This window comes from Pseudomonas viridiflava (assembly GCF_001642795.1).
Classification (GTDB): Bacteria; Pseudomonadota; Gammaproteobacteria; order Pseudomonadales; family Pseudomonadaceae; genus Aquipseudomonas; species Aquipseudomonas viridiflava.
Genome location: NZ_LKEH01000045.1, coordinates 61,032 through 84,648, shown reverse-complemented (window position 1 = coordinate 84,648; position 23,617 = coordinate 61,032). Strand labels below are relative to the sequence as shown.

Here is a 23,617-nt window from a genome sequence, read left to right as displayed (position 1 = left end):
GACTCAGCCTTCACCCACGTCGCAATCGGCGGTGTCCGCACTATCGCGCAAAAAAGCACGGCAGTGCCGCTATCTCACTGGATAGCCAGATGACTTGTGTCTAACGACGAGTGCTACGCGTGGGCACGCAGCTCGTGAAGATTGCGCATTCAGTGAGCCAAGCCCACGGCTCGAATCATCCTGTAAGAAATTTCCCTCGCGCTGTCACCTAACCGTAACGCGTCCTCGGCATTGTGTGGCTCCTCAAGAAACGGACTTCCTTCCTTTTGGAGCTTGTCATGCTGCATGCAAAAAACCAGGATCGCCTTTATCTGATCGCACAGAGCGATGAACAGCAGGAGCTGATCGATGCTCTGGCGTTCAATGTTCAGGACCGCCACTGGCTGGTCTACTGCGCTCTGGGCGGTCACGTTCATCATGATCTGCCGGACATGGACCAAGACACCGGCTTCAGCTTTCTGGACTTCTATCAGCAGGCAGCCTGATCCAGCCAGCGACCTGCAGATGTAAAAAAGCCCGGCCCTCTCATCGAGGGCCGGGCTTTTTATTCAGCGCTGATTTATTGCGACAGGGTCGAACCGATGGTCGGGTCCTGGAACACGCGAGTCAGCGCATCGCTCAGGACATCACTCACCAGCTTGGTGTTGGTTTCCTGGTTAGGCGCCATGCCGAAACGCTGGTCCAGCGACGCAGCATAACGACCGCTGTAGTTACGGCCATTGTTGCGAACGTCGGCGCGGAAGGTCGAGCTGATGGTGGCTTCGGTCACGTACAAGCCTTCTTTAGGCGACTGATACTTGAGGTCTGCGAGGGTCACGGTCAACTGAGGTGCGTTGCCGCCACCCTGAGTCGGGGTGAAGCCCAGCAGACGCACGGCGGCTTCAGCCTGAGCCTGCAGCTTGGGCACGATGTCGTTGCCACTGACGCTGATCGAACTGGTCTCCGGGTACATGCCGCCGCGCGTGCCCAGCGTCGGGCCGGGACGGCCGTCTACCACGCGCACGATGACTGGCTGACCGCGTCCGACAGGCGCGAGTTGTGCGTTCAGCTTGGGTTGCGGGCTGAGTTGTTGCGGGCTATGGGCACAGCCCACCAGGATCAAACTGCTTACAGCAAGCAAACCGAACAAAAGGCGACGCAGCATGCTCATCTCTCCAAGGACCAGACACTAAATGTGCCGCAGTATAGCGGCGTGCAACACCGGCAAACCAGTGTCCGCCAACCGACAAGGCTGGGACCGTCATAAACCGTGGATGGTTCAGGTTCCCGAGATGTAATCAGGGCGTCATATCTGCGCGGCAGACTTGCCTTCACTGCCTCGACGCTCACTCACGAAAGGAGCTGCGCCATGAATCTTTTCTGGTCCCTCTTCACCGCACGCCCACAGCACCGCCACTACGCCCGTGTGGACCACGCCGGTATCTGCCGCGCGTTCAAGCACTGCGCCGAGCGTCCGTCAGGACATGAGTGGGTCGAAGTGACCGAGCAGCGACTCAACTGGTTGAACCGGCCACTGCCCGCCAGCGCCCGTGCTGCGCAGCGTAACGTGCGAGCAACGCGCCGCCAGTTAATCACTGCCTGACCCGATCACGAATAAAAGTCACTTAAACCGATCAATTCCTGTCGTTTCATCGCTATAATCTCCCCCCGATTATAAGGACGTCTCCTGATCGGGCCTCGCAGCACTGCTAATCGCCGTATTAGCGCCTCCGTTCTGCCCACAGAGAGCCGCCCACACAGGTCATTGCACGCCGGTGTGCTCGATGAATGGTGCAGAATCGCTCGAATCCTATCGAACCTTTCTGGTCTGTCAGCGCCTCACCTTGTATGCAGCGACCTGCCAGAGCTGCTATCGCAGCCATTTTGAGGTTTGGTTCGCGTTTCCAAAAGAACGTGAAAAACGGTTTCACTACTTCACAAGAGTGTGGCGAGCAAATGAATAGGTACGCGTTTGTAAATGCACCATCAGCGTCTGAACCGGCCCTTTTGAACAGGACTGACCGCGACTGCGCCTCCATTACCGGGGCCTGACGACGATCGTCAGGTTCAGGTCGCCTGCGTGACCCGTACCTTGACGATGGTCGAATGGCCGAGCGGGTTCAAACATGCGTTCATGCTTCATTGATGAACCTTGATCGAGCCTGACCGGGACCTGCGCGAGAGATGCGAAAAATTGCGAAGAATCGGACAGGCGATCCTGGCCGGGAAGCGATGGGCACAACCCAGACCCTTGCCCCGACATCCCGGCACACAGCCTCAGGATCGTATGCCGTCAATTTGGTGCTGCAGATTTTGGAGACGCGTTAATGGCGCATAACGAAGCAGTCGATGTAGTACTGGTCGGAGCCGGCATCATGAGTGCCACGCTGGCCGTACTGCTCAAAGAGCTCGACCCCGGCCTCAAGCTGGAAGTCGTTGAGCTCATGGACTCCGGTGCTGCAGAGAGTTCCAACCCATGGAACAACGCAGGTACCGGCCACGCCGGCCTGTGCGAACTCAACTACACCCCGCCTGCTGCCGATGGCTCCATCGACATCAAGAAAGCGGTGCACATCAACACCCAGTTCGAAGTGTCGAAGCAGTTCTGGGCCTACCTGGCCCGCAAGGGCACCTTCGGTTCGGCGAAGTCGTTCATCAATCCGGTTCCGCACCTGAGCTTTGTTCAAGGCGAAAACGGTATCTCGTTCCTCAAGACCCGCTTCGAGGCAATGCGCAAGCATCACGCGTTCTCGTCGATGGAGTACACCGAAGACAGGGCCAAGCTTGCCGAGTGGATGCCGCTGATGATGCCGGGCCGTCCGGCGGACGAAAAAATCGCTGCGACGCGCATGATGAACGGCACCGACGTCAACTTCGGTGCGCTGACCAATCAGTTGCTCAAGCACCTTTCCAGCGCGCCTGACGCTCAGGTCAAATACTGCAAACGCGTGACTGACCTGACCCGCAAGGGCGATGGCTGGACCGTGACCATCAAGGACGTGAACAGCGGCGGCACCCGGCAGATCGACGCCAAATTCGTGTTCCTCGGTGCAGGTGGCGCGGCATTGCCGTTACTGCAGATGTCCGGCATCGAAGAGAGCAAGGGTTTCGGTGGCTTCCCGGTCAGTGGCCAGTGGCTGCGTTGCGACAACCCGGAAGTGGTCAAGCATCACCAGGCCAAGGTCTACAGCCAGGCCGCGGTGGGTTCGCCGCCGATGTCGGTGCCGCACCTGGATACCCGCGTAGTCGATGGCAAGAAGTCCCTGCTGTTCGGACCTTACGCCGGTTTCACCACCAAGTTCCTGAAGCACGGTTCGTTCCTGGACCTGCCACTGTCGGTGCGCGTGGCCAACATCAAGCCGATGCTGGCAGTGGCCCGCGACAACATGGACCTGACCAAGTACCTGGTCAGCGAAGTGATGCAATCCATGGAGCAGCGTCTTGAGTCGTTGCGTCGCTTCTACCCGGAAGCCAAAGCCGAAGACTGGCGCCTGGAAGTGGCCGGTCAGCGCGTGCAGATCATCAAGAAAGACGCCAAGAAAGGCGGTGTGCTGCAATTCGGCACCGAGCTGGTCTCGGCGAAGGATGGCTCACTCGCGGCGTTGCTCGGCGCTTCGCCGGGCGCATCGGTGACGGTATCGATCATGCTGGAACTGATCGAACGCTGCTTCCCGGAAAAAACCCGCAACGAGTGGGCTGCCAAGCTCAACGAAATTTTCCCGGCTCGGGAAAAGGCGCTGGAAACCGACGCAGAGCTTTACGAGCGTGTCAGCACCCAGAACGATGAGAATCTGGAACTGACTGAAAAAACCAATCAGGAACAGAGCTTCGCCTGATTTGATGGCTGCTCGTTGAATTGAAAAACCCCGTGGACTCCAGCGAGCCACGGGGTTTTTCTTTGTGCGCTTAAAGGCGAAGGATCAAAGACTGCGGGACAGCACCGCGATGTGCTCAGGGCCGATACCGCAGCAACCGCCGATGTGCGTGGCACCGCGCTTGACCCAGTCTGCCGCCCACTGCTGATAACCCTGCGGATCGAGATCTTCGCGCAGTTCATCCAGACCATCGTTCGCCTTGGCGTCCTTGGGTTGCGGCGGGAAGGCGTTGGCGTAGGCACCGATGGCGATATCAGCGTTCAACGATGTGAACACCTCACGTGCAGCATCGATGGCACCACCGATCACTTCCGGCTGACTGCAATTGAACAGCAGGGTCGCGACACCCAGTTGCGCTGCTGCACGGGCAGCATCCGCCACTGGCTCGCCTGAACGCAGGCGTGGAACTTCATCCGTGTCTTCGTCCTGCAGCGTGAACGACAACCAGAACGGTTTGCCGTCTACTGGCAGGCCTGCGCGAATGGTCTGCGCTTCGAGGATGCAGCTCTGGGTTTCGGCCAGCCAGAGATCGACATAGGGCGTCAGACCGGCCACCAACGGCTGCAGGATTTCGGCAGCCCGCTCCGGCTTGTACAAGTCCGGACGGTAGGAGCCGAACAACGGCGGGATCGAACCTGCCACGCGCGCACGGCCACCGGAGGCATCGGCTGAGGCACGTGCGAGTTTCCCGGCCAGTGCGGCCAGCGCCTGACCCTCCTTCGCAAAGCGCTCTTCGCCAATGTGAAACGGCACCACCGCGTAGCTGTTGCTGGTAATCACCTGAGCGCCACTTTCGATATAAGCGGCGTGCACATCGCTGACGGCTTCGGGTGCTTCGCTCAAGGCCAGTGCGGACCATTCCGGCTGGCGAAATGGTGCGCCGCGACGCTGTAGTTCGCGGCCCATGCCGCCATCGAGAATTACAGTTGTGCCTTGGGTCATATGTGATCTACTTATATGTATATGAAAAAAACTCATTATGAGTCAGTCTTGTATAACGTATTTAATACGGCACTTTCATCAAACTACAAACACTTTCTCAGGGGACATCCGTGAAACTTAGCGCTTTGCTGGGCATTGGCCTGGTTACTCTGGCCGCCTCCACTCAAGCCCTGGCCGGCGCCACACTGGACCGCGTGCAGAAGAACAAAGAGCTGGTCAACGTCCTCATGGAAAGTTACCCACCCTTCTCTTTTCTCAACGACAAGAATGAACTGGACGGCTTTGACGTCGACGTCGCCAAGGCAGTCGCACAGAAGCTGGGCGTCAAGTTGCGCCTCGAAACGCCGTCCTGGGACGTGATCGCGGCCGGTCGCTGGAGCGGTCGTTACGACATTTGCGTCTGCTCGATGACCCCGAGCAAGGCTCGTGCTGAAGTGTTCAACTTCCCGGTCGAGTACTACGCATCGCCTGCCGTGATCGTGGTCAACGCCAAGGATGACCGCATTCATTCGGCCAAGGACCTGAGCGACAAAAAGGTCGGGCTGACCAGCGCTTCCAGTTATGAAAGTTACCTGAACAAAAACCTCGTAATCGAAGGGGCGGAAGACAAACCGCTGCAATACCCGTTCGAGAACGTGCAGATCGCCCCGTACGACAACGACAACGTTGCTTTCCAGGATCTGGGACTCGGTGCCGGGGTGCGTCTGGACGCCGTGTTGACCAACCTGGTGACCGCCAAACCGCGACTTGATCAGGACAAGCGCTTCAAGCTGGCCGGAGAGTCGCTGTATGAAGAACCCAACTTCGTCGCCATCGAGAAGAACGATCCCGAGTGGGACGCCAAGGTGCGTGAAGTGTTCGCCGAGCTGAAAAAGGACGGCACCCTCAGCAAGCTGTCGCAAAAGTGGATCGGCGCCGATATCAGTAAATGACTTCTTTCCCACGTCCACCCGAGCAGGCTGATCAGAGCCTGCTCAAGCGCATCTTCGGTTTCCGCACGCGGCTGTACCTGACCTGGCTGGTCATGTTCGTGCTGTTTGCGGGCTTCTTCCTGAGCTTCGACCTGAAGCTGTCGATCATTCTCGACAAGCTGCCCAACCTGATCGGCCTGCACCTTGCGCCCAACGGCTTTCTGCAAGGCGCGGCGCTGACGCTGTTCGTGTCCGTGTGCTCGATCATTGTGTCGGTGGTGCTGGGCTTCGTCACTGCGTTGGCACGGCTGTCCAGCAGTGCTGTCGCCTTCGGCATAGCCAGCTTCTACGCGTCGTTCTTTCGCGGCACGCCGCTGCTGATTCAGATTCTGCTCATCTATCTGGGCTTGCCGCAGGTGGGGATTGTGCCGGGCGCGATCATGGCCGGCGTGATCGCCCTGTCGCTGAACTACGGGGCCTATCTGAGCGAGATCTTTCGCGCAGGCATCATTGGTGTCGCGGCGGGACAGAGTGAAGCGGCACTGGCGCTGGGACTGCGTCCCACCCAGATCTTCTGGCGCGTCACCCTGCCCCAGGCCATGCGCACCATCATCCCGCCGACGACCAACCAGTTCATCTCGATGCTCAAGGACTCTTCGCTGATTTCAGTGATGGGCGTCTGGGAAGTGATGTTTCTGGCGCAATCCTACGGCCGGTCCAGCTATCGCTACATCGAAATGCTGACCACCGCTGCGGTGCTGTACTGGATCATGTCGATCGGGCTGGAGCTGTTGCAGTCCAGACTGGAACGGCATTACGGCAAGGCCTACAAGGCCCGGAAGTAACTCCGAGTCGCTTCGGATCGTGCCCGCGCAGCGCTCGTCGTTACACAAAAGTCCCAAAGACGCGCAAAACAGGGCGAAAAACGAAAGCATCTGACTGAATACATACCCTGTGGGAGGCGGCTTGCCGGCGATGGCGTCAGCTCAGTCACTGATAGGTCGTCTCAGAAAAAGCATCGCCGGCAAGCCGCCTCCCACAGTAGTCCGTGGTTGCAGCAAGACCTGGGTATAACGCTGAGCGCAAGCATGGGCATGATCGGCGTGCTTGAGATCACGCTGATCGTTCCCACGCGTGGGAACGATCTTACCCAGCAGTCCCTCAGCCGCGCGCCTGTTCGATCAGCTCAATGTATTCCTCGGCGTTGCGCTGGTCCTTGATCAGGGCAATGAAATCATTGCCGTGCTCGTCCTTGCCGTCGAAGTCATGACCGGCTTCCTTGAAGAACACCAGAAAGCGCTCGAAATCGTTGATCCGCAGACCGCGATAGGCCTTGATCAGCTTGTGCAGCGACGGCGAGGTGGCATCGTAGGGTTCGAAATTCAGGAACAGTTTGATCTGCTCATCACCGATCTCATCGCCAATCAACTGCTTCTTGTCTTTACGCATTGCGGGCTCCACCTGGTCGCAGACACTTTCACGGGCGGGCAGTTTACCTCTGCGTGAGCGTACGGCTCAACGCGCGCGTGCAGGCGTGGTGTGCAGGTCGGCCCAGATGTGACCGTTGGCGTAACTGATGAACTGGCAATACACTTTTTCGTTGCGCAGAAAATCCACAAGAATCCGGTATTGGGCCAGCGGGTAGTATAGCGTCAGGGTGCGTGAAGGTTCGTCGTAAGCGGGCTTCTTCAGGCTCTTGCTGTCGCCAGAATCGAAGTGGATCAGCACCTGCGAAATGGACGCGCCCTTGTTCAAGGACTTTCCCTTGAGGCGCAACAGCAACGACGAAGTGACCGGAATGGGCTGTTGGCTCGACGGTCTCTGATTACCGGCGACGATGGTGTATTCAGTGACCCGCATCAATTGCTGCACCTCGGGTTCACCGACACGCAGGCCCTGTTCGTCGGGCGGCAGGTACTGGTCGTGCATGGGGCTGGCTGACACCGGTACCGCAACGGTCAGACCTGAAAACAGCGCCAGCGCAAGGGCGCCCGGAATCAGTAGCTTCATGCGCAATGGTCCCTGAGAGATGCGGATAGACGCTGCCCCGGTCGTTCGCCAGAGCAGCGGCCAGACACCGTTACATGCCTTTGACGGCGTAGATACCGGCAGCGTTGCGCCAGTAGCCCTTGTAATCCATGCCGAAACCGAAGATGTAGCGGTCGATGCATGGCAGGCCGACGTAATTGGCTTTAAGGTCCGGGCGAGCCTTGCGGTCGTGGTCCTTGTCGATCAGCACGGCGGTATGAACCGCGCGGGCTCCAGCGTGTTTGCAGAAGTCGATGATCGCGCCCAGCGTGTGGCCTTCATCGAGGATGTCGTCGATGATCAGCACGTCGCGGTCGATGAACGAGACTTCCGGCTTGGCTTTCCAGAACAGGTCGCCGCCAGTGGTTTCGTTGCGATAGCGGGTCGCGTGTAGGTAGGACGCTTCCAGCGGGAAGTTCAGATGGGTCAACAGCTTGCCCGAAAAGATCAGGCCGCCGTTCATGACGCAAAACACAACCGGGTTGCGTTCAGCCAGTTCGGCATTGATCTGCGCGCCGACACGAGCGATGGCAGCATCGACTTCGGCTTCTGTGTACAGGCAGTCAGCCTCGCGCATGATTTGACGGATATGCTCGAGATCAGCAGACATGAAGCGCTCTCCAGGTGGGGGCAGTGTAAGAAAAGCGGGCAAAGGTACGCATCCGTTCGGCTCAGAGCAAGTGATTCTGGACTAACGTTGCGAGTGTCTTCTAAAAGCAGCGAACGTCCAAGCCAAAGAACAATACTGCACACATCGTAAGACAGTATCGGCTGAATAGATTAATCTAGGCCGTTTTTTTGCCCCCGCTGGAGCCTTTCCTTATGCCCATTCGTGAGATCCGTCATCCGCTGATCCGCCACAAGCTCGGCCTGATGCGCCGCGCAGACATCAGCACCAAGAATTTCCGTGAGCTGGCTCAGGAAGTGGGCGCTCTGCTTACTTATGAAGCCACTGCCGACCTGACGCTGGAAAACTACGATATCCAGGGCTGGGCCGGAACCGTGTCGGTCGAGAAAATCGCCGGCAAGAAAATCACTGTCGTGCCGATTCTGCGCGCCGGTATCGGCATGCTCGACGGCGTGCTCAGCCTGATTCCGGGCGCCAAGGTCAGCGCCGTGGGCGTGGCCCGCAACGAAGAAACGCTGCAGGCCCACACTTACCTCGAGAAGCTGGTCCCGGAAATCGACGAGCGTCTGGCGATGATCATCGACCCGATGCTGGCGACCGGCAGCTCGATGGTCGCCACCATCGACCTGCTCAAGAAAGCCGGCTGCAAGGAAATCCGCGCCATGGTGCTGGTGGCTGCGCCCGAAGGCATTGCGGCCGTGGAAGCTGCACACCCGGACGTGATGATCTACACCGCGTCCATCGATGAGCGCCTCAACGAGCACGGCTATATCATTCCGGGCCTGGGCGATGCCGGTGACAAGATTTTCGGCACCAAACAGAAGGACGCATAACCCGATGACGCAGCACGAGTTCAACGATCCACTGTGGCGTACGGTTCTGTCCGGTGCGCAAATGCTGTTCGTGGCTTTTGGCGCGCTGGTCTTGATGCCGCTGATCACCGGACTCGATCCCAACGTCGCACTGTTCACCGCCGGCCTGGGCACGCTGTTGTTCCAGATCGTGACCGGCCGCCAGGTGCCTGTATTTCTGGCATCGAGCTTTGCCTTCATCACCCCGATCATTCTCGCCAAGGGTCAGTTCGGCCTCGCCGCAACCATGGGCGGTGTGATGGCAGCGGGCTTCGTCTACACCTTCCTGGGCCTGGCCGTGAAGATCAAAGGCACCGGTTTTATCGACCGCCTGCTGCCGCCGGTGGTGATTGGTCCGGTAATCATTTCCATCGGCCTGGCCATGGCGCCGATTGCCGCCAACATGGCGATGGGCAAATCCGGTGATGGTGCCGAGCTGATTCATTACCAGACCGCGATGCTGATTTCGATGCCTGCCCTGCTCACCACGCTGATCGTGGCGGTGTTCGGCAAAGGCATCTTCAGACTGGTGCCGATCATTTCCGGCGTGCTCGTCGGCTTTGCGCTGTCGTTCTACTTTGGTGTGGTCGACACGGCGAAGATTGCCGCAGCACCCTGGCTGGCGATCCCGCATTTCACCGCGCCGGAATTCAACTGGCAGGCGATCCTGTTCATCGTGCCGGTTGCGCTGGCGCCTGCCATCGAACACATCGGTGGTGTGATTGCGGTGGGCAGCGTGACCGGTCGCGATTACCTGAAGAAACCGGGTTTGCACCGCACCCTGCTCGGTGACGGCATTGCCACCACCGCCGCAGGCCTGTTCGGCGGTCCGCCCAATACCACGTACGCCGAAGTCACGGGCGCGGTGATGCTGACCAAGAACTACAACCCGAAAATCATGACCTGGGCATCGATCTTCGCGATCACCCTGGCGTTCATCGGCAAGTTCGGCGCGCTGCTGCAGAGCATTCCGGTGCCGGTGATGGGCGGGATTCTGTGCCTGCTGTTCGGTTCGATTGCGGCGGTGGGCATGAACACCCTGATTCGCCACAGGATCGACCTGTCGGAAGCGCGCAATCTGGTGATCGTCTCGGTGACGCTGGTGTTTGGTATCGGTGGCGTGCTGATCGGTACAGGCACTGGCCCGGACGATTTCGGCATGAAAGGCATCGCCCTGTGCGCGGTGACCGCCATCGTGCTGAACCTGATCCTGCCGGGCAACGACAGCTGGAAGAACAAGCAGCTGGATGATCAGTTGCCGTAAGAGCGTTGATAGTGACGCGTTGCGTCGCATCACGGCCGGACGAGGAGCGTCCTGAGAGGCGTTACCACGCGGAGCGTGGTAACGATCTTTCATGCATGCAGCCCGGGACGCTCTGCGTACCGTTTGAACCAGCGCCTTACAACATCAACGGCGCGCGCTCACAGAGCTTGTTCAACTCACGTGCCCAGTTCGGATCGTCGTTCAGGCACGGTATCAGTACCAACTCCTCCCCGCCCGCTTCCTTGAACTGCTCGGCACCGCGGTCGCCAATCTCTTCCAGCGTTTCAATGCAGTCGGCGACAAATGCCGGACACATGACCAGCAGCTTTTTCACGCCCTGCGCCGCCAGCTCGTCAAGACGCGCTTCAGTGTAGGGTTCAATCCATTTGGCACGGCCCAGGCGCGACTGAAACGACACCGACCACTTGCCATCAGGAATGCCCATACGCTTGGCAAACGCCGCAGCCGATTGCAGGCATTGCGCACGGTAGCAAGTGGCGAGTACTTCTGCGGGGGCAGTCATGCAGCAGTCTTCTTTGATGCAATGTTTGCCCGTCGGATCGAGCTTGTGCAGGTGGCGCTCGGGCAGACCGTGAAAGCTCAGCAGCAAATGGTCGTGTGGCTGCTCCAGGTGCGGGCGTACATTGTCCACCAGTGCGTTCAGGTATTCCGGCTGATCGAAGAACGGCTGCAGCAGTGAGAACTGCATCTTCAGCGATTTGGCCCGTACTACACGCTTGGCTTCTTCGATGACCGTGGTGACGGTGCTGTCGGCAAACTGTGGATACAGCGGCGCAAGGGTGACTTTCTTGATGCCCTGTTCTGCCAGCCGCGTCAGCACGGTTTCGATGGAGGGCTCGCCATAACGCATCGCCAGCTCGACCGGGCCGTGATCCCATTCTTTCTTCATGGCCTGTTGCAGACGCTTGCTCAGCACAACCAGCGGCGAGCCCTCATCCCACCAGATCGACGCGTAGGCGTGAGCAGACTGTTCCGGGCGCTTGATCAGAATCAGCGACACCAGCAGCCTGCGCACCGGCCACGGCAGGTCGATGACGTAAGGGTCCATAAGGAACTGATTGAGGTAGCTACGCACATCTGCCACCTGGGTGGATGCAGGCGAACCCAGGTTGACCAGCAACAACGCGTGATCAGTCATGCAACTTCCTAATTCAATGGCTTTCAGTGTCGACCCAGCAGATCCTGCAGGGCGGTTTTCAGATCGGTAAAACGAAAAATGAAACCGGCTTGCTGCAGACGATCGGGGCGCGCCCGTTGCCCGCCCAGCAGCAGTACCGACAATTCCCCCAGCAGCACTTTGAGCGCCAGCGAAGGCATCGGCATGAAAGCCGGCCGATGCAGGATGCCTGCAAGGGTCTTGGCAAAATCGCGGTTGCGTACGGCCGCAGGCGCACAGAGATTATAAGGGCCGCGGGCATCGTCGAGATTCAACAGAAAATCAATCGCTGCGATTTGGTCCTGAACGTGAATCCAGGGCATCCACTGCCGACCGTTGCCAATCGGGCCGCCCATGCCGAACTTGAACGGCGGCAACAGTTTCTGCAAAAAGCCGCCACGGTCGGACAACACCAGACCGGTGCGAATCAACACCACCCGCACGCCCAGCGCTTCAGCCCGCTGCGCGGTCTCTTCCCAGGCACCACACAACTGGCTAGCAAAGTCTTCCTTGGCGGGGTGAGACGTTTCGTCGAGTTCGCGCTCGCCACTGTCGCCGTACCAGCCCACCGCAGAACCGGAAATCATCAGTGCCGGTTTTTGTGCAGTTTTGTCCATCCAGGCCAGCAACTGTTCAGTCAGACCGATGCGACTGTCCCACAGCATCAAGCGACGCTTGCGGGTCCAGGGGCGGTCGGCAATCGGCGCGCCGGCCAGGTTGACGACGGCATCGACGGGCTGACCGCTCAGTTCGTCGAGACGGGCAATGCCCTTCACCGATGATCCGCACAGCTTGGGAACGTCAGCAGGCCGTCGACTCCAGACGGTCAACTGATGGCCTTGAGTGGACCAGTGTCGGCAGAGCGCTCGTCCTATCAAACCAGTACCGCCGGTCAGCAATATGTGCATGGCAGGTTACCTCGCGTGGCGTTCGTGACAATTGAGTAGTCTATTTTTTTAGGGTGACGCTTATCCAGACAACGAAACCATTGACTGAACCATAGGCCACACCTGAACGGACTGGAGCTTTACTGCCCCGCTCGGGTGGTTGGCTCATTGTCGATTGGTAGCAGACTGAACGTCTTCGACCTTCAAGGTTGCAGAGTGACTCACAACAGAATCGAGAACCACTGCAAGTTATACCAGACAAGAAGATTGTACAGGTTTTAACTACGGCGTAGTCTGTACAGACAAGGTAACGAGGCCCCTATGACTGTCCCTATCGCAATCATCGGTACCGGTATCGCCGGACTTTCAGCGGCCCAGGCGCTCACAGCAGCCGGGCACGAGGTACACCTGTTCGACAAAAGCCGCGGCAGCGGCGGTCGGATGTCCAGCAAACGCAGCGACGCAGGCTCGCTGGACATGGGTGCACAATATTTCACCGCTCGCGACCGGCGCTTTGCGACGGCCGTCAAACAATGGCAGGCCCAGGGCCATGTCGCCGAGTGGACACCTTCGCTCTACAACTTTCAGAACGGCAGGCTCAGCCCGTCGCCAGACGAACAGGTGCGCTGGGTCGGCAAGCCTGGCATGAGCGCCATCACCCGCGCCATGCGCGGCGATCTGCCGGTGTCGTTCTCGTGCCGCATCACCGAAGTGTTTCGCGGTGAACAGCACTGGAACCTGCTGGACGCGGAAGGCGAGAGCCATGGCCCGTTCAGCCACGTCATCATCGCAACGCCTGCCCCTCAGGCCACGCCGTTGCTGGCAGCGGCACCCAAGTTGGCCAGCGTCGTGGCCGGGGTCAAGATGGACCCGACCTGGGCCATCGCGCTGGCATTCAGCACACCGCTGCAAACGCCGATGCAGGGCTGTTTCGTACAGGACAGCCCGGTTGACTGGCTGGCGCGTAATCGCAGCAAGCCTGAGCGCGATGACACGCTCGACACCTGGATTCTGCACGCCACCAGCAACTGGAGTCGGCAGCATCTGGACATGCCGAAGGAAGAAATCATCGAGCAGTTGCAGGGCGCATTCGCGGAAATGATTGACTGCACGATGCCCGAACCTGTCTTTACCCTCGCCCACCGCTGGCTGTATGCGCGCCCGGCAGGCTCTCACGAATGGGGCGCGCTTTCCGATGCCGACCTGGGCATTTATGTGTGCGGCGACTGGTGCCTGTCGGGCCGGGTCGAAGGCGCATGGCTCAGTGGCCAGGAAGCCGCACGCCGACTGCTGGAGCACGCGCAATGAACCAGATCAATCCACGCAAACTGCTGCTGTCGAAATGGACAGCAGCCACCCCGGTCAACCGTGAAAAGCATTTTATGGTGACTGAGCTGTTCAAGGACGAAGAAGGCACGGTACTGGAAATCGAACTGCAGGCCGTGCTGACCCAGCGCAGCGAGCGCCTGCCATGGCAAGTGCTGCAGGCCGCGGACGTGTGGCGGATGGGTTGGAAATAACGCGGCCTGTCATGCACAACGCATCGTCACTGAAACGTGGCTGCCTCATGCCCGACAACACATAGCCCACTGAAGAAACGCTAGGTTCGGTGGGTGGCGTGAAGGCCTCCCACAATCCAGCAACCACTGCCTCAAACACCCCGCTCAAATCCTCTACAAAGAATTTGACTTGTACAGCTATGCACCTATGATGAGTCCAAGTTGTACAGAGCATTTTGTCTGTACAAGTCTTCTGTAGAGGTTGGTGATGTCAACGCCCGTAATCGAAAAGCCCAAACTCGGTATCAGTGCCTGCCTGATGGGCGCCGAGGTTCGCTTCAATGGCGGCCACAAGGAATCGCATCTGTGCACCCGAGCACTGAGCCAGTACTTTGATTTCGTTCAGGCCTGTCCTGAAGTCGCGATCGGTATGGGCATCCCGCGCGAACCTATCCGGCTGGTCGGTGATGCGGAAAATCCTCGGGCGCTGGGCACGGTCAATCGCGAACTTGACGTCACCGAGGCGCTGGCAGATTACGGCACGCAGATGGCCGAAGAATTGGGCGATATCTGCGGTTACATCTTCATGCAGAAATCTCCGTCGTGCGGCCTGGAGCGAGTGAAGGTTTATCGCGAGAACGGCGCGCCGGTCGACGGAGGAGGCACTGGCATCTACGCCAAGGCCTTCTGCGAACGCCACCCCAATCTGCCGGTAGAAGAAGACGGACGTCTCAACGACGCCGTGCTGCGGGAAAACTTCGTGACGCGGGTGTTCGCTTATTCGGCGTGGCAACAGCTTCTGAAAGAAGGCGTTACGCGCCGCGCCCTGACCGAATTCCATTCGCGCTACAAATATCAACTGATGGCCAACGATCCTGTGCAGTACAAGGCACTGGGCAAAATGCTCGGCAGCATGGGCCGCAGTGATCCCAAAGACATCGCCCCACAGTATTTCAGCGACCTGATGACCGCGCTCAAGAAGTGCGCGACACGTCGCACCCACACCAACGTACTTCAGCACCTGGCTGGCTACCTCAAGCAGACCATTGGCGCCGAAGACAAGCAGGAAATCCAGCAGTTGATCGGCCAGTACCATCAGGGGATCGTGCCCTTGATCGTGCCGCTGACCCTGCTCAAACACCATTTCCGCCAACACCCGGATCCGTATGTGGCGCTGCAGGTGTACATGCAGCCGCATCCGGAAAACCTCAGCCTGCGTAATGCGATTTAACTATGAATGAACTGGATAAGGATGCCCCGGACGACTGGCTGCCGATCCGCGAGGTTGCACGTCAGACCGGCGTCAATGCCGTCACCCTGCGTGCGTGGGAACGGCGTTACGGCCTGATCGTCCCGCACCGTACCGAGAAGGGTCATCGCCTGTATTCACAGGAACACGTCCAGCGCGTGATGATGATTCTTACCTGGCTCAACCGTGGCGTATCCGTCAGCCAGGTCAAGGCCTTGCTCGACGACGACCTGCAGGACGCGCCCCCGCCTTCGAATGACTGGGATGCGCTGCGTCAGACGCTGCTGATCGCCATCGGCGAACTGGCCGAGCGCCGGGTCGATGATGTGTTCAACCAGGCCATGTCGCTGTACCCCCCACGCACCCTGTGCGAGCAACTGCTGATGCCGCTGCTGGCGGAACTGGAACAGCGCTGGCAAGGCAAGTTTGGCGCTCAACTGGAGCGCACCTTCTTTTACTCCTGGCTGCGCAGCAAGTTCGGCGCACGCATCTACCACAACAATCGCCAGCTCAGCGGCAGGCCCGTGCTGCTGGTCAACCAGTCCGACCTGCCGCTGGAGCCGCACCTGTGGCTGACGGCATGGCTGGTCAGCAGCGCCGACTGCCCGGTCGAAGTGTTCGACTGGCCCCTGCCCGCCGGCGAGCTGGCGCTGGCGGCCGAATACCTGCAGCCGCGCGGCATCGTGCTGTATTCGAGCAAAGCTTTGAACGTAGCCCAACTGCCACGCTTGCTGGCCAATATTGCCTGCCCGGTGGTGCTGGGTGGACCAACGGTGAAGATCCATAACGCCGAGTTGCTCGTAAGTGCAAACGAGGTTGCAGGTCTGACCCTCGTCGACGACCCGCTCAGTGCTCAGATCGAGCTCAACAGGCTCGGCATTATCTAAGGACTCAACATGCAACTGCTTTGGCTGCGCACTGACCTGCGCGTTCATGACAATACTGCCTTGAGCGCCGCCATGGAGCGGGGACCGACACTGGCGGTCTATCTGATCAGTTCGGCCCAATGGCAAAGCCATGACGACGCAGACTGCAAGGTCGACTTCTGGCTGCGTAATCTGGTCGAGCTGGAAAAGGCGCTCGGCAAACTCAATGTACCGTTGCTGATTCGCGAAGCGGATACCTGGGACAAGGCACCCGAGGTCCTGTCGAAACTGTGCAAGCAGTTCAAGATTGAAGCAGTTCACGCCAACGAGGAATACGGCATCAACGAAACCCGCCGCGACGAGGCGGTGCAGAAGACACTGGAAGATGCCGGGGTTCATTTCCAAAGCCATCTGGACCAGTTGCTGTTCAAGCCCGGCAGTGTTCTGACCAAGACCGGCAACTATTTTCAGGTCTTCAGCCAGTTCAAGAAAGTCTGCTATTCGCGACTGCACGAAGCAATGCCGCGTACGGTACGCACGCCCAAGCCACAGGACTCTTTGCCGACCAAAAGCGACGCAATTCCTGAAGCAGTCAAAGGCTTCTCTGCGCCGTCCGAGGCACTACGCAATCTGTGGCCTGCAGGTGAAGACGAGGCGCATCGACGTCTGTCCGAGTTCACTGACGATCAAATTCATTACTACAAGACTGAACGCGACCTCCCGGCAAAGCCCGGCACCAGTCAGCTGTCGGCCTATCTTGCAGCGGGCGTGGTCTCGCCGCGTCAATGTCTGCACGCGGCTCTGACCAGCAATCATGGGGAATTCGAGACGGGCAGTGAAGGAAGTGTGACCTGGATCAATGAGCTGCTATGGCGTGAGTTCTACAAGCACACGCTGGTCGGCTATCCTCGTGTTTCACGCCATCGTGCGTTTCGCCCCGAAACCGAAGCCTTGCAATGGCGCAACGCGCCTGAAGAACTGCTGGCCTGGCAAGAGGCGCGCACCGGTCTGCCGATCATTGACGCGGCCATGCGTCAATTGCTGGAGACCGGCTGGATGCATAACCGACTACGGATGGTCGTTGCGATGTTCCTCACCAAGAATCTGCTGATCGACTGGCGGGAAGGCGAGCGCTTTTTCATGCGCCACCTGATCGACGGTGACCTGGCCGCCAACAACGGTGGCTGGCAATGGAGTTCGTCCACCGGAACGGACTCGGTGCCCTATTTCCGTATTTTCAACCCGCTCTCGCAGTCGGAACGATTCGACCCTGAAGGCGTGTTCCTCAAGCGCTGGCTGCCGGAGCTGGCTGATCTGAACAAAAAACAGGTCCACAACCCGGCCTCTGCCGGTGGCCTGTTTGGCGTCGCGGATTATCCGGCGCCCATTGTCGACCTGAGCAAAAGTCGCGCCCGTGCGCTGGCTGCCTTCAAGGCCCTGCCCGGCCGCCAGTCGGCGACGGAGAAAGCGGATGACTGATTTCCTGCATCGATTCGCTGAAGGCTTTGCGGCGCTGAACAAGGAAAACCTTGATCGGATCGCCGAACTGTACAGCGACGACGTCTCTTTCAGCGATCCGATGCACGACATCCACGGTCTGGCAGACATGCGGCGTTATTTCGCCGAGCTGTATGCCAACGTCAGCGACCTGCGTTTCGACTTCCATGCGTTCGACGAAGTCAGGTCCGGTGAGGGCTATCTGCTCTGGACCATGCACTACTCACATCCGCGTCTGGCCAATGGCCGCACCATCCATGTCCAGGGCTGCTCGCATCTGAAGTGGCGCGACGACAAGGTTTATCGGCACCGGGACTACTTCGACGCTGGCGCACTGCTCTATGAGCATTTGCCCGTCATGGGTCGGGTGATCAATTGGCTCAAGAAGAGGTTGGCATGAACACTCCTGTTGCTCGACGTATCTGGCTGACCGGTGCAAGCAGCGGTATCGGCCTCGCGCTGGCCATTGAATTGCTCAAGGCGGGCCATCGTGTGGCGCTGACCGCACGCACGCTGGAGCCGCTACAGAACCTGGCTGCGCAATACCCCACTCAAGTGCTGCTGGCGACCGGCGATATCACCGACGGCCAGCAAGTCACTGCCATTGCGGACCTGATCGCTCAGGAATGGGGCGCGCTGGACACGGCGATTCTCAACGCAGGCACCTGCGAGTATATCGATGCCCGGCAATTCGAAGCCGCGATGGTCGAGCGCGTGGTGCGCACCAACCTGCTGGCCAGCAGCTTCTGCATTCAGGAAGCCCTGCCCCTGCTGCGCAAGGGGCGTCGTCCACATCTGGTGGGCGTAGCCAGTGCCGTGACCTTTCTGGCCCTGCCACGCGCCGAAGCCTATGGCGCGTCCAAGGCCGGTCTGCGCTACCTGTTCGAAGCCCTGCGACTGGATCTGGCCAGCGAGAATATCGACGTGACCATCGTCAGTCCGGGTTTCGTTGATACGCCCCTGACCGAGAAAAACGATTTCCCCATGCCCATGCGCTGGCCGGTCGGCAAGGCAGCGCGATACATCGCACAGCATCTGGCACGCGAGAAACGTCCTCTGGACATCGCCTTCCCCGCCTTATTCATTTTCAGCATGCGACTGATGGCCATGCTGCCCGCCCGAGCCAGGTTCGCTATTGGCAAGCGCATGGCACGCTCTTCCGAACCCGGTGCGACGTCGAATAAGGACTTTCAATGAAAATCGCCGTAGTCGGCAGCGGTATTGCCGGGCTGACCAGTGCCTACCTGCTCAACCGCTCGCACGATGTGACGGTGTTCGAGTCGTCCGACTGGATCGGCGGGCACACGCACACCGTGGATGTGCAGGTCGATGGTCGTCATCACGCCATCGATACCGGTTTCATTGTGTTCAACGACTGGACGTATCCGAACTTCATCAAGTTGCTCGGCCAGTTGGATGTGGCGTTCAAACCCACCGAAATGAGTTTTTCGGTACACGATCCGCGTACCGGAGTCGAGTACAACGGCAACAACCTGAACAGCCTGTTCGCCCAGCGCAGCAACCTGCTGTCACCCAAATTCTGGGGCATGCTGCGCGACATTCTGCGCTTCAATCGCCTGGCCATCGAAGACCTGGAAAACCAGCGCATCGCAGCTGACACCACGCTGGGTAAGTACTTGAAGAACGGTGGTTACGGCCAGCGCTTTATCGATCATTACATCGTGCCGATGGGCGCTGCGATCTGGTCGATGTCGCTGGCGGACATGCTGGGATTCCCGCTGCAGTTCTTTGTGCGCTTCTTCAAGAACCACGGCCTGCTGTCAGTGACCAATCGGCCGCAGTGGTGCGTGATCGAAGGCGGTTCCAGAAGCTATATCGAGCCGTTGACGGCATCGTTTCGGGAGAAGATTCGTCTGTCCTGTCCGGTCACCCGTGTCGAGCGCGATCAGGACGGCGTCACGCTGCACAGCTCGATGGGCACCGAGCGCTTCGACAAGGTGATCTTCGCCTGTCACAGCGATCAGGCCCTCGCCATGCTGGCCGAGCCGTCCAATGCCGAGCAAAGCGTTCTGGGCGCGTTGCGCTATGCCGAGAACGACGTGGTGCTGCACACCGACACCCGCCTGCTGCCTGACCGTCGCCTGGCCTGGGCCAGCTGGAATTACCGGCTGGGCGGCAGTGAGCAGCAACTGGCGGCCGTCACGTATGACATGAACATTTTGCAGGGCATCGAAAGCGACACCACCTTCTGCGTGAGCCTGAATCAGAATGCTGCCATCGATCCTGAAAAGGTCATCGGCCGCTATCGCTACGCTCACCCGCAATACAGCCTGCAGGCCGTTGCAGCCCAGGCTCGCTGGGAAGAAATCAACGGCGTCGATCACACCTGGTACTGCGGCGCATATTGGGCCAACGGGTTCCATGAAGACGGCGTGGTCAGCGGTCTGCGTGTCGCCAACGCCTTCGGGGAAGCGCTGTGAATAGCGCGCTGTACAGCGGCTGGATCTCGCATCGGCGGTTTGCGCCGCGAGCGCATGCGTTCACCTATCGCATCGGCCTGCTGTATCTGGACCTGGATGAACAGGCCAGCGTGCTCGGCTTATCGCCGCTGGCCGGGAGCAAGCGTTTTGCGCCGTTCTCGTTCCGTGAACGCGATTACCTGCCGGAACTGACAGGCCGTGGTCTGTCGCTGATCGAGGCCGTGCGCGAGCGGGTCAGTGCTGCGCTGGGGCGCACGCCGACCGGCTCCGTTTGCCTGCTGACCCAGGCGCGCAGTTGGGGCCTGTCGTTCAATCCGGTGAGTTTTTTCTATTGCCATGAGGCTGACGGCTCGCTGGCCGCCATCTTGTGTGAAGTGACCAACACCCCGTGGGGCGAGCGCTACAGCTATGTACTGCCGGCCGACGGCGAAGGGCATCAGCATTTTGCCGTGGCCAAGGCGTTTCATGTTTCGCCGTTCCTGCCTCGCGATCTTGAATACCGCATGAGTTTCAGCCAGCCCGCCGAACGCATCGGCGTGCACATGGCCGACTGGCAGGGCGAACTGAAAATGTTCGACGCCACGCTCAACCTGACGCGCCAGAGCCTGAGCCGTCAAACGCTGCACCGTTACCTGATCACGTTTCCCTGGATGACCGCAAAAACCTGTCTGGCGATTTATTGGCAGGCCATGCGCCTGCTCGCCAAACGCATTCCGATCTTTTCCCATCAGGCCGCCGACGGCGAGTACCGTGCTGCCGCCGCGCAACCCAAGGATTCACGCCATGAAAAGCAGTAGCAGTAGTTTTTCTGCCAATCTGGGTACCAACAGCCTGACCGCCAGCATCCTGCGTCGAGGTGTGCTTCGACAGCTGGCAGGCCTGCGCAATGGTCAACTGGTCGTCATCGAAGGTGGCGAGCGCCACACATTCGGCAAGGCAGGCGCCCTGATTCAAGGTGAGGTGCACGTTCTGGATTCTGCCGCCTGGGGCATGATCGCCAGCACCGGCTCGATCGGAGCTGCCGAGGCGTTCATCCACGGGTATTGGACCACGCCGGATCTGACCGCCGTGGTCCGAATCTTCGCCAGCAACCTGGATGTGCTGGACGCCATGGAAGGCGGTTTCGCCCGCCTGACGCGTCCGGTGATTCACGGCCTGCACTGGCTGAACCGCAACACACGCAAAGGCTCGCAGAAAAACATTGCGGCCCATTACGACTTGGGTAACACCCTGTTCGAGCAGTTTCTCGACCCGACGATGATGTACTCCGCCGCCCAGTTCCTGAGCCCGGACGACACGCTGGAACAGGCCCAGTTGAACAAGCTGGAGCGCATCTGCCAGAAGCTGGCGCTCAAGCCGACCGATCACCTGCTGGAAATCGGCACGGGCTGGGGCAGCATGGCCATCTATGCGGCGCAGCATTATGGATGCCGGGTCACGACCACGACCCTCTCCGCCGAGCAGTTCGCCTATACCGAACGCCGCCTGAACGAGCTGGGCCTGAAGGATCGTGTCACGCTGCTGCTGACCGACTATCGAGACCTGACCGGCGAGTACGACAAGCTGGTGTCCATCGAAATGATCGAAGCCGTGGGCCACAGGTTTTTGCCCACTTATTTCAAGCAGTGCGCCAGCCTGCTCAAAAGCGACGGGCTGATGCTGCTGCAGGCGATCACCATTCGCGAGCAGCGTTACGCGCAGGCCAAGCGCAACGTGGACTTCATCCAGCGCTACATCTTTCCCGGCGGCGCCCTGCCCTCGGTGGCGAAGATGCTCGACATCGTCGGCTCCGACACCGACATGAACCTGCTGCACATGGAAGACTTCGGCCTGCACTACGCTCGCACGCTGCGCATGTGGTACGACAATTTCAGGCACGCCCACGTCAAACTGACCGAACTGGGCTATGACGAGTATTTCCTGCGGTTGTGGGAGTTCTACCTGTGCTACTGCGAGGGTGGCTTTCTGGAGCGCACCATCGGCACCGCTCAACTGTTGCTGGCCAAACCCGAAGCACTGCGTGAACCGTTGCTCGGACGTTTCAATGCTTAAGTCGGTTGCCAACGCGCTGCTGTTCCAGGCGGGCTGGTTCGCCTGTGTGCTGGGCAGCAACAGTTACTGGCTGCTGATCGCCGTCGGCGCACTGCTGATTCACTTCCTCTGGGTCAGCTCATGGGCGGCCGAAGGGCGACTGGTGCTGCTGGTGACACTGGCGGGCACAGTACTGGACAGTGTGCTGATGACGCTGGGGGTGTTCGATTTCGGCACCGGCGGTTATCTGATCCCGCTGTGGCTGATTCTGTTGTGGGCGATTCTGGGCACCACGCTCAACCATTGCCTTGCCTGGACAGCGACGCCCGTCTGGCGGGCGGCGGTTCTGGGCGCTATTGGCGGCCCGATGTCTTACTATGCCGGCTCACAACTGGCGCAGGTTCATCTTCCGCTCGGGTTCTGGCCCAGCATGACGCTGCTTGCCTTGATCTGGGCAGCTGTATTTCCCCTGCTTCAGTGGCTGGCAGCAAGCGTGCGCGCCAGACACCCGGGAGCTTCCCTCTGAACGACACCCTCATCCCGCTCGTACTTGTCATCGACGAGGAACCCGTCACCTGCTCCACCTGCGCAGCCTGCTGCTGCCAACTGGAGGTGATGCTTATCACCGATACGGGTGTGCCTGAGCGTTACATTGATACCGATGACTGGGGCGGCGAAGTCATGCTGCGCCTGGACGACGGCTGGTGCGCGGCGCTGGATCGCAACACGATGATGTGCACGATCTATGAGAAACGACCGTTGATCTGCAGGGAATTCGAGGCGGGAGCTGAGGATTGTCTGAACGAGCGCAAGGGGATTGCGACGGCGTATCTTTGACGGGGCTGCAGGTGAGACCTGCAGCTTGCCGGACGCATGCCAATGCAGCGCATTGGCACGATCAGGTTTGAATCAGAACGGCATTTTGTAGTGCAGTGCGTAGCTTTCGATACCATCGTTCGGCTGTTTGATGCCGGCGTTGGAGTAGTGAGTGGCACGGATGCCGACCTCATGACCGCCCGCGAAACGCAGACCGAAACCGACACGGTCTTCGAAGTTGAAGGCCGAGCCAAACTTGCGATCTTCAACCTGAGTGTTCGAGAACACGGAAACGCCGATACCTGCCTCGATATAAGGCTTCACGCTGCCGCCTGCGAACTCATAGACCAGAACGGGAGAGAACGACAGACTGTGGTTGTCTTTGTAATCCTTGCCGTCCCAGTAGGTGTAGGCACCATCCCAGTAACCGGTCAGACGACCCACGTCGCTTTGCAGCCAGCTCTTGTCCCAATCGAATTGAACGCCCAGACGATAGGTCATGGTCGATTCGCCGGTCTGACCGACCGAAAACTCGACGCCATCAGCCTGCGCCATTGAAACTTGCCCCGCCAGGATGGCTGAAAAAACAGCCATGCAAAAGAATCTCTTCATGAGAAACGCCCTAAATTGTATGAAGTGTTACCAGTATTAAATTTGGTCAGTCGCGCTTATAGAA

At 59.3% G+C, this 23,617-nt stretch carries 27 protein-coding genes; 19 read left to right on the top strand and 8 right to left on the bottom strand.

Annotated elements, in window-relative coordinates; translation table 11 throughout:
- Positions 1 to 278 precede the first annotated feature (278 nt).
- A complete protein-coding gene (locus tag AO065_RS22470) occupies positions 279 to 485 on the top strand; it encodes a hypothetical protein (protein ID WP_004879742.1) in 207 nt (68 codons plus the stop codon).
- A 74-nt stretch (positions 486 to 559) separates the two neighbouring features.
- On the opposite strand, the gene AO065_RS22465 is transcribed toward AO065_RS22470, so the two are convergent.
- Positions 560 to 1,144: a YajG family lipoprotein gene (locus AO065_RS22465; protein WP_004879743.1), complete on the bottom strand. Its 585-nt coding sequence runs from the start codon at positions 1,142 to 1,144 to the stop codon at positions 560 to 562.
- A 204-nt stretch (positions 1,145 to 1,348) separates the two neighbouring features.
- Here AO065_RS22465 and AO065_RS22460 point away from each other — a divergent pair, with 204 nt between their 5' ends.
- Complete coding sequence (locus AO065_RS22460) at positions 1,349 to 1,582, top strand: hypothetical protein (RefSeq protein ID WP_004879745.1); 234 nt, start codon at positions 1,349 to 1,351, stop codon at positions 1,580 to 1,582.
- A 724-nt stretch (positions 1,583 to 2,306) separates the two neighbouring features.
- On the top strand, positions 2,307 to 3,815 hold the full coding sequence (mqo, locus tag AO065_RS22455; RefSeq protein WP_004879747.1) for a malate dehydrogenase (quinone): 1,509 nt from the start codon (positions 2,307 to 2,309) through the stop codon (positions 3,813 to 3,815).
- 84 nt (positions 3,816 to 3,899) lie between these two features.
- Here the strand turns inward: mqo and AO065_RS22450 are convergent, their stop codons facing one another.
- Positions 3,900 to 4,796: a homocysteine S-methyltransferase family protein gene (locus tag AO065_RS22450; protein ID WP_004879748.1), complete on the bottom strand. Its 897-nt coding sequence runs from the start codon at positions 4,794 to 4,796 to the stop codon at positions 3,900 to 3,902.
- Positions 4,797 to 4,906: 110 nt separating this feature from the next.
- Between AO065_RS22450 and AO065_RS22445 the strand changes: the two genes are divergently transcribed.
- Positions 4,907 to 5,728: an ABC transporter substrate-binding protein gene (locus AO065_RS22445; protein ID WP_004879750.1), complete on the top strand. Its 822-nt coding sequence runs from the start codon at positions 4,907 to 4,909 to the stop codon at positions 5,726 to 5,728.
- Complete coding sequence (locus tag AO065_RS22440) at positions 5,725 to 6,552, top strand: amino acid ABC transporter permease (protein ID WP_004879752.1); 828 nt, start codon at positions 5,725 to 5,727, stop codon at positions 6,550 to 6,552. The genes AO065_RS22445 and AO065_RS22440 overlap by 4 nt, the downstream gene beginning before the upstream one ends.
- 316 nt (positions 6,553 to 6,868) lie before the next feature.
- Here the strand turns inward: AO065_RS22440 and AO065_RS22435 are convergent, their stop codons facing one another.
- From AO065_RS22435 to AO065_RS22425, 3 genes are all read right to left on the bottom strand, one after another.
- Positions 6,869 to 7,156, bottom strand: coding sequence for a PA4642 family protein (locus tag AO065_RS22435; RefSeq protein WP_004879753.1), 288 nt, complete (start codon positions 7,154 to 7,156; stop codon positions 6,869 to 6,871).
- A 66-nt stretch (positions 7,157 to 7,222) separates the two neighbouring features.
- Complete coding sequence (locus tag AO065_RS22430; protein ID WP_004879755.1) at positions 7,223 to 7,717, bottom strand: hypothetical protein; 495 nt, start codon at positions 7,715 to 7,717, stop codon at positions 7,223 to 7,225.
- Positions 7,718 to 7,787: 70 nt separating this feature from the next.
- On the bottom strand, positions 7,788 to 8,345 hold the full coding sequence (locus AO065_RS22425; RefSeq protein ID WP_004879756.1) for a hypoxanthine-guanine phosphoribosyltransferase: 558 nt from the start codon (positions 8,343 to 8,345) through the stop codon (positions 7,788 to 7,790).
- A gap of 212 nt (positions 8,346 to 8,557) precedes the next feature.
- Between AO065_RS22425 and upp the strand changes: the two genes are divergently transcribed.
- Positions 8,558 to 9,196 carry a uracil phosphoribosyltransferase gene (gene upp, locus AO065_RS22420; RefSeq protein WP_004879758.1) on the top strand — a complete coding sequence of 213 codons (639 nt, stop codon included), beginning with the start codon at positions 8,558 to 8,560 and terminating at the stop codon, positions 9,194 to 9,196.
- Positions 9,197 to 9,200: 4 nt separating this feature from the next.
- On the top strand, positions 9,201 to 10,478 hold the full coding sequence (locus AO065_RS22415) for a uracil-xanthine permease family protein (protein ID WP_004879760.1): 1,278 nt from the start codon (positions 9,201 to 9,203) through the stop codon (positions 10,476 to 10,478).
- 136 nt (positions 10,479 to 10,614) lie between these two features.
- Here AO065_RS22415 and hemH read toward each other — a convergent pair whose 3' ends face one another.
- Complete coding sequence (hemH, locus tag AO065_RS22410; protein ID WP_004879762.1) at positions 10,615 to 11,637, bottom strand: ferrochelatase; 1,023 nt, start codon at positions 11,635 to 11,637, stop codon at positions 10,615 to 10,617.
- A 23-nt stretch (positions 11,638 to 11,660) separates the two neighbouring features.
- Complete coding sequence (locus AO065_RS22405) at positions 11,661 to 12,563, bottom strand: TIGR01777 family oxidoreductase (protein WP_004879764.1); 903 nt, start codon at positions 12,561 to 12,563, stop codon at positions 11,661 to 11,663.
- A 300-nt stretch (positions 12,564 to 12,863) separates the two neighbouring features.
- On the opposite strand from AO065_RS22405, the gene AO065_RS22400 reads away from it, so the two are divergent.
- The 12 genes from AO065_RS22400 (at position 12,864) to AO065_RS22345 (ending at position 22,962) form a co-directional block, all read left to right on the top strand.
- Positions 12,864 to 13,850, top strand: a complete 987-nt coding sequence (locus AO065_RS22400) for an NAD(P)/FAD-dependent oxidoreductase (RefSeq protein WP_004879767.1) — start codon at positions 12,864 to 12,866, stop codon at positions 13,848 to 13,850.
- Positions 13,847 to 14,062: a TIGR02450 family Trp-rich protein gene (locus AO065_RS22395; protein ID WP_004879770.1), complete on the top strand. Its 216-nt coding sequence runs from the start codon at positions 13,847 to 13,849 to the stop codon at positions 14,060 to 14,062. The genes AO065_RS22400 and AO065_RS22395 overlap by 4 nt, the downstream gene beginning before the upstream one ends.
- 247 nt (positions 14,063 to 14,309) lie before the next feature.
- Positions 14,310 to 15,272 (top strand): YbgA family protein, encoded by a 963-nt coding sequence (locus AO065_RS22390; protein ID WP_004879771.1) that lies wholly within the window; start codon positions 14,310 to 14,312, stop codon positions 15,270 to 15,272.
- A 2-nt stretch (positions 15,273 to 15,274) separates the two neighbouring features.
- Positions 15,275 to 16,177, top strand: coding sequence for a MerR family transcriptional regulator (locus AO065_RS22385; RefSeq protein ID WP_004879774.1), 903 nt, complete (start codon positions 15,275 to 15,277; stop codon positions 16,175 to 16,177).
- A gap of 9 nt (positions 16,178 to 16,186) precedes the next feature.
- Positions 16,187 to 17,635, top strand: coding sequence for a deoxyribodipyrimidine photo-lyase (gene phrB / locus AO065_RS22380; protein ID WP_004879775.1), 1,449 nt, complete (start codon positions 16,187 to 16,189; stop codon positions 17,633 to 17,635).
- Positions 17,628 to 18,053, top strand: coding sequence for a nuclear transport factor 2 family protein (locus tag AO065_RS22375; protein ID WP_004879778.1), 426 nt, complete (start codon positions 17,628 to 17,630; stop codon positions 18,051 to 18,053). The genes phrB and AO065_RS22375 overlap by 8 nt, the downstream gene beginning before the upstream one ends.
- On the top strand, positions 18,050 to 18,850 hold the full coding sequence (locus tag AO065_RS22370) for an SDR family NAD(P)-dependent oxidoreductase (protein ID WP_004879780.1): 801 nt from the start codon (positions 18,050 to 18,052) through the stop codon (positions 18,848 to 18,850). Before AO065_RS22375 ends, AO065_RS22370 begins: the two co-directional genes overlap by 4 nt.
- A complete protein-coding gene (locus AO065_RS22365; protein ID WP_004879782.1) occupies positions 18,847 to 20,094 on the top strand; it encodes an NAD(P)/FAD-dependent oxidoreductase in 1,248 nt (415 codons plus the stop codon). The genes AO065_RS22370 and AO065_RS22365 overlap by 4 nt, the downstream gene beginning before the upstream one ends.
- Positions 20,091 to 20,891, top strand: coding sequence for a DUF1365 domain-containing protein (locus AO065_RS22360; protein ID WP_004879783.1), 801 nt, complete (start codon positions 20,091 to 20,093; stop codon positions 20,889 to 20,891). Before AO065_RS22365 ends, AO065_RS22360 begins: the two co-directional genes overlap by 4 nt.
- Positions 20,878 to 22,146: an SAM-dependent methyltransferase gene (locus AO065_RS22355; protein WP_004879786.1), complete on the top strand. Its 1,269-nt coding sequence runs from the start codon at positions 20,878 to 20,880 to the stop codon at positions 22,144 to 22,146. The genes AO065_RS22360 and AO065_RS22355 overlap by 14 nt, the downstream gene beginning before the upstream one ends.
- On the top strand, positions 22,139 to 22,651 hold the full coding sequence (locus tag AO065_RS22350; protein ID WP_004879788.1) for a DUF2878 domain-containing protein: 513 nt from the start codon (positions 22,139 to 22,141) through the stop codon (positions 22,649 to 22,651). The genes AO065_RS22355 and AO065_RS22350 overlap by 8 nt, the downstream gene beginning before the upstream one ends.
- Complete coding sequence (locus AO065_RS22345; RefSeq protein ID WP_050562140.1) at positions 22,648 to 22,962, top strand: YkgJ family cysteine cluster protein; 315 nt, start codon at positions 22,648 to 22,650, stop codon at positions 22,960 to 22,962. Before AO065_RS22350 ends, AO065_RS22345 begins: the two co-directional genes overlap by 4 nt.
- 72 nt (positions 22,963 to 23,034) lie before the next feature.
- On the opposite strand, the gene AO065_RS22340 is transcribed toward AO065_RS22345, so the two are convergent.
- The gene (locus AO065_RS22340) at positions 23,035 to 23,553 is read right to left on the bottom strand and encodes an acyloxyacyl hydrolase (RefSeq protein WP_004879792.1); all 519 of its coding nucleotides are present in this window, start codon (positions 23,551 to 23,553) and stop codon (positions 23,035 to 23,037) included.
- Between the last annotated feature and the right edge of the window lie 64 nt (positions 23,554 to 23,617).

Excerpts from the sequence above, each read along its gene's own strand:
- AO065_RS22355 (WP_004879786.1), top strand. The coding sequence starts at position 20,878 with ATGAAAAGCAGTAGCAGTAGTTTTTCTGCCAATCTGGGTACCAACAGC.
- AO065_RS22460 (WP_004879745.1), top strand. The coding sequence starts at position 1,349 with ATGAATCTTTTCTGGTCCCTCTTCACCGCACGCCCACAGCACCGCCAC.
- AO065_RS22395 (WP_004879770.1), top strand. The coding sequence starts at position 13,847 with ATGAACCAGATCAATCCACGCAAACTGCTGCTGTCGAAATGGACAGCA.
- AO065_RS22390 (WP_004879771.1), top strand. The coding sequence starts at position 14,310 with ATGTCAACGCCCGTAATCGAAAAGCCCAAACTCGGTATCAGTGCCTGC.
- AO065_RS22465 (WP_004879743.1), bottom strand. The coding sequence starts at position 1,144 with ATGCTGCGTCGCCTTTTGTTCGGTTTGCTTGCTGTAAGCAGTTTGATC.
- upp (WP_004879758.1), top strand. The coding sequence starts at position 8,558 with ATGCCCATTCGTGAGATCCGTCATCCGCTGATCCGCCACAAGCTCGGC.
- AO065_RS22435 (WP_004879753.1), bottom strand. The coding sequence starts at position 7,156 with ATGCGTAAAGACAAGAAGCAGTTGATTGGCGATGAGATCGGTGATGAG.
- AO065_RS22350 (WP_004879788.1), top strand. The coding sequence starts at position 22,139 with ATGCTTAAGTCGGTTGCCAACGCGCTGCTGTTCCAGGCGGGCTGGTTC.
- AO065_RS22375 (WP_004879778.1), top strand. The coding sequence starts at position 17,628 with ATGACTGATTTCCTGCATCGATTCGCTGAAGGCTTTGCGGCGCTGAAC.
- mqo (WP_004879747.1), top strand. The coding sequence starts at position 2,307 with ATGGCGCATAACGAAGCAGTCGATGTAGTACTGGTCGGAGCCGGCATC.
- AO065_RS22425 (WP_004879756.1), bottom strand. The coding sequence starts at position 8,345 with ATGTCTGCTGATCTCGAGCATATCCGTCAAATCATGCGCGAGGCTGAC.
- AO065_RS22385 (WP_004879774.1), top strand. The coding sequence starts at position 15,275 with ATGAATGAACTGGATAAGGATGCCCCGGACGACTGGCTGCCGATCCGC.
- AO065_RS22400 (WP_004879767.1), top strand. The coding sequence starts at position 12,864 with ATGACTGTCCCTATCGCAATCATCGGTACCGGTATCGCCGGACTTTCA.
- phrB (WP_004879775.1), top strand. The coding sequence starts at position 16,187 with ATGCAACTGCTTTGGCTGCGCACTGACCTGCGCGTTCATGACAATACT.
- AO065_RS22415 (WP_004879760.1), top strand. The coding sequence starts at position 9,201 with ATGACGCAGCACGAGTTCAACGATCCACTGTGGCGTACGGTTCTGTCC.
- AO065_RS22430 (WP_004879755.1), bottom strand. The coding sequence starts at position 7,717 with ATGAAGCTACTGATTCCGGGCGCCCTTGCGCTGGCGCTGTTTTCAGGT.
- hemH (WP_004879762.1), bottom strand. The coding sequence starts at position 11,637 with ATGACTGATCACGCGTTGTTGCTGGTCAACCTGGGTTCGCCTGCATCC.
- AO065_RS22440 (WP_004879752.1), top strand. The coding sequence starts at position 5,725 with ATGACTTCTTTCCCACGTCCACCCGAGCAGGCTGATCAGAGCCTGCTC.
- AO065_RS22405 (WP_004879764.1), bottom strand. The coding sequence starts at position 12,563 with ATGCACATATTGCTGACCGGCGGTACTGGTTTGATAGGACGAGCGCTC.
- AO065_RS22370 (WP_004879780.1), top strand. The coding sequence starts at position 18,050 with ATGAACACTCCTGTTGCTCGACGTATCTGGCTGACCGGTGCAAGCAGC.
- AO065_RS22470 (WP_004879742.1), top strand. The coding sequence starts at position 279 with ATGCTGCATGCAAAAAACCAGGATCGCCTTTATCTGATCGCACAGAGC.
- AO065_RS22365 (WP_004879782.1), top strand. The coding sequence starts at position 18,847 with ATGAAAATCGCCGTAGTCGGCAGCGGTATTGCCGGGCTGACCAGTGCC.
- AO065_RS22340 (WP_004879792.1), bottom strand. The coding sequence starts at position 23,553 with ATGAAGAGATTCTTTTGCATGGCTGTTTTTTCAGCCATCCTGGCGGGG.
- AO065_RS22450 (WP_004879748.1), bottom strand. The coding sequence starts at position 4,796 with ATGACCCAAGGCACAACTGTAATTCTCGATGGCGGCATGGGCCGCGAA.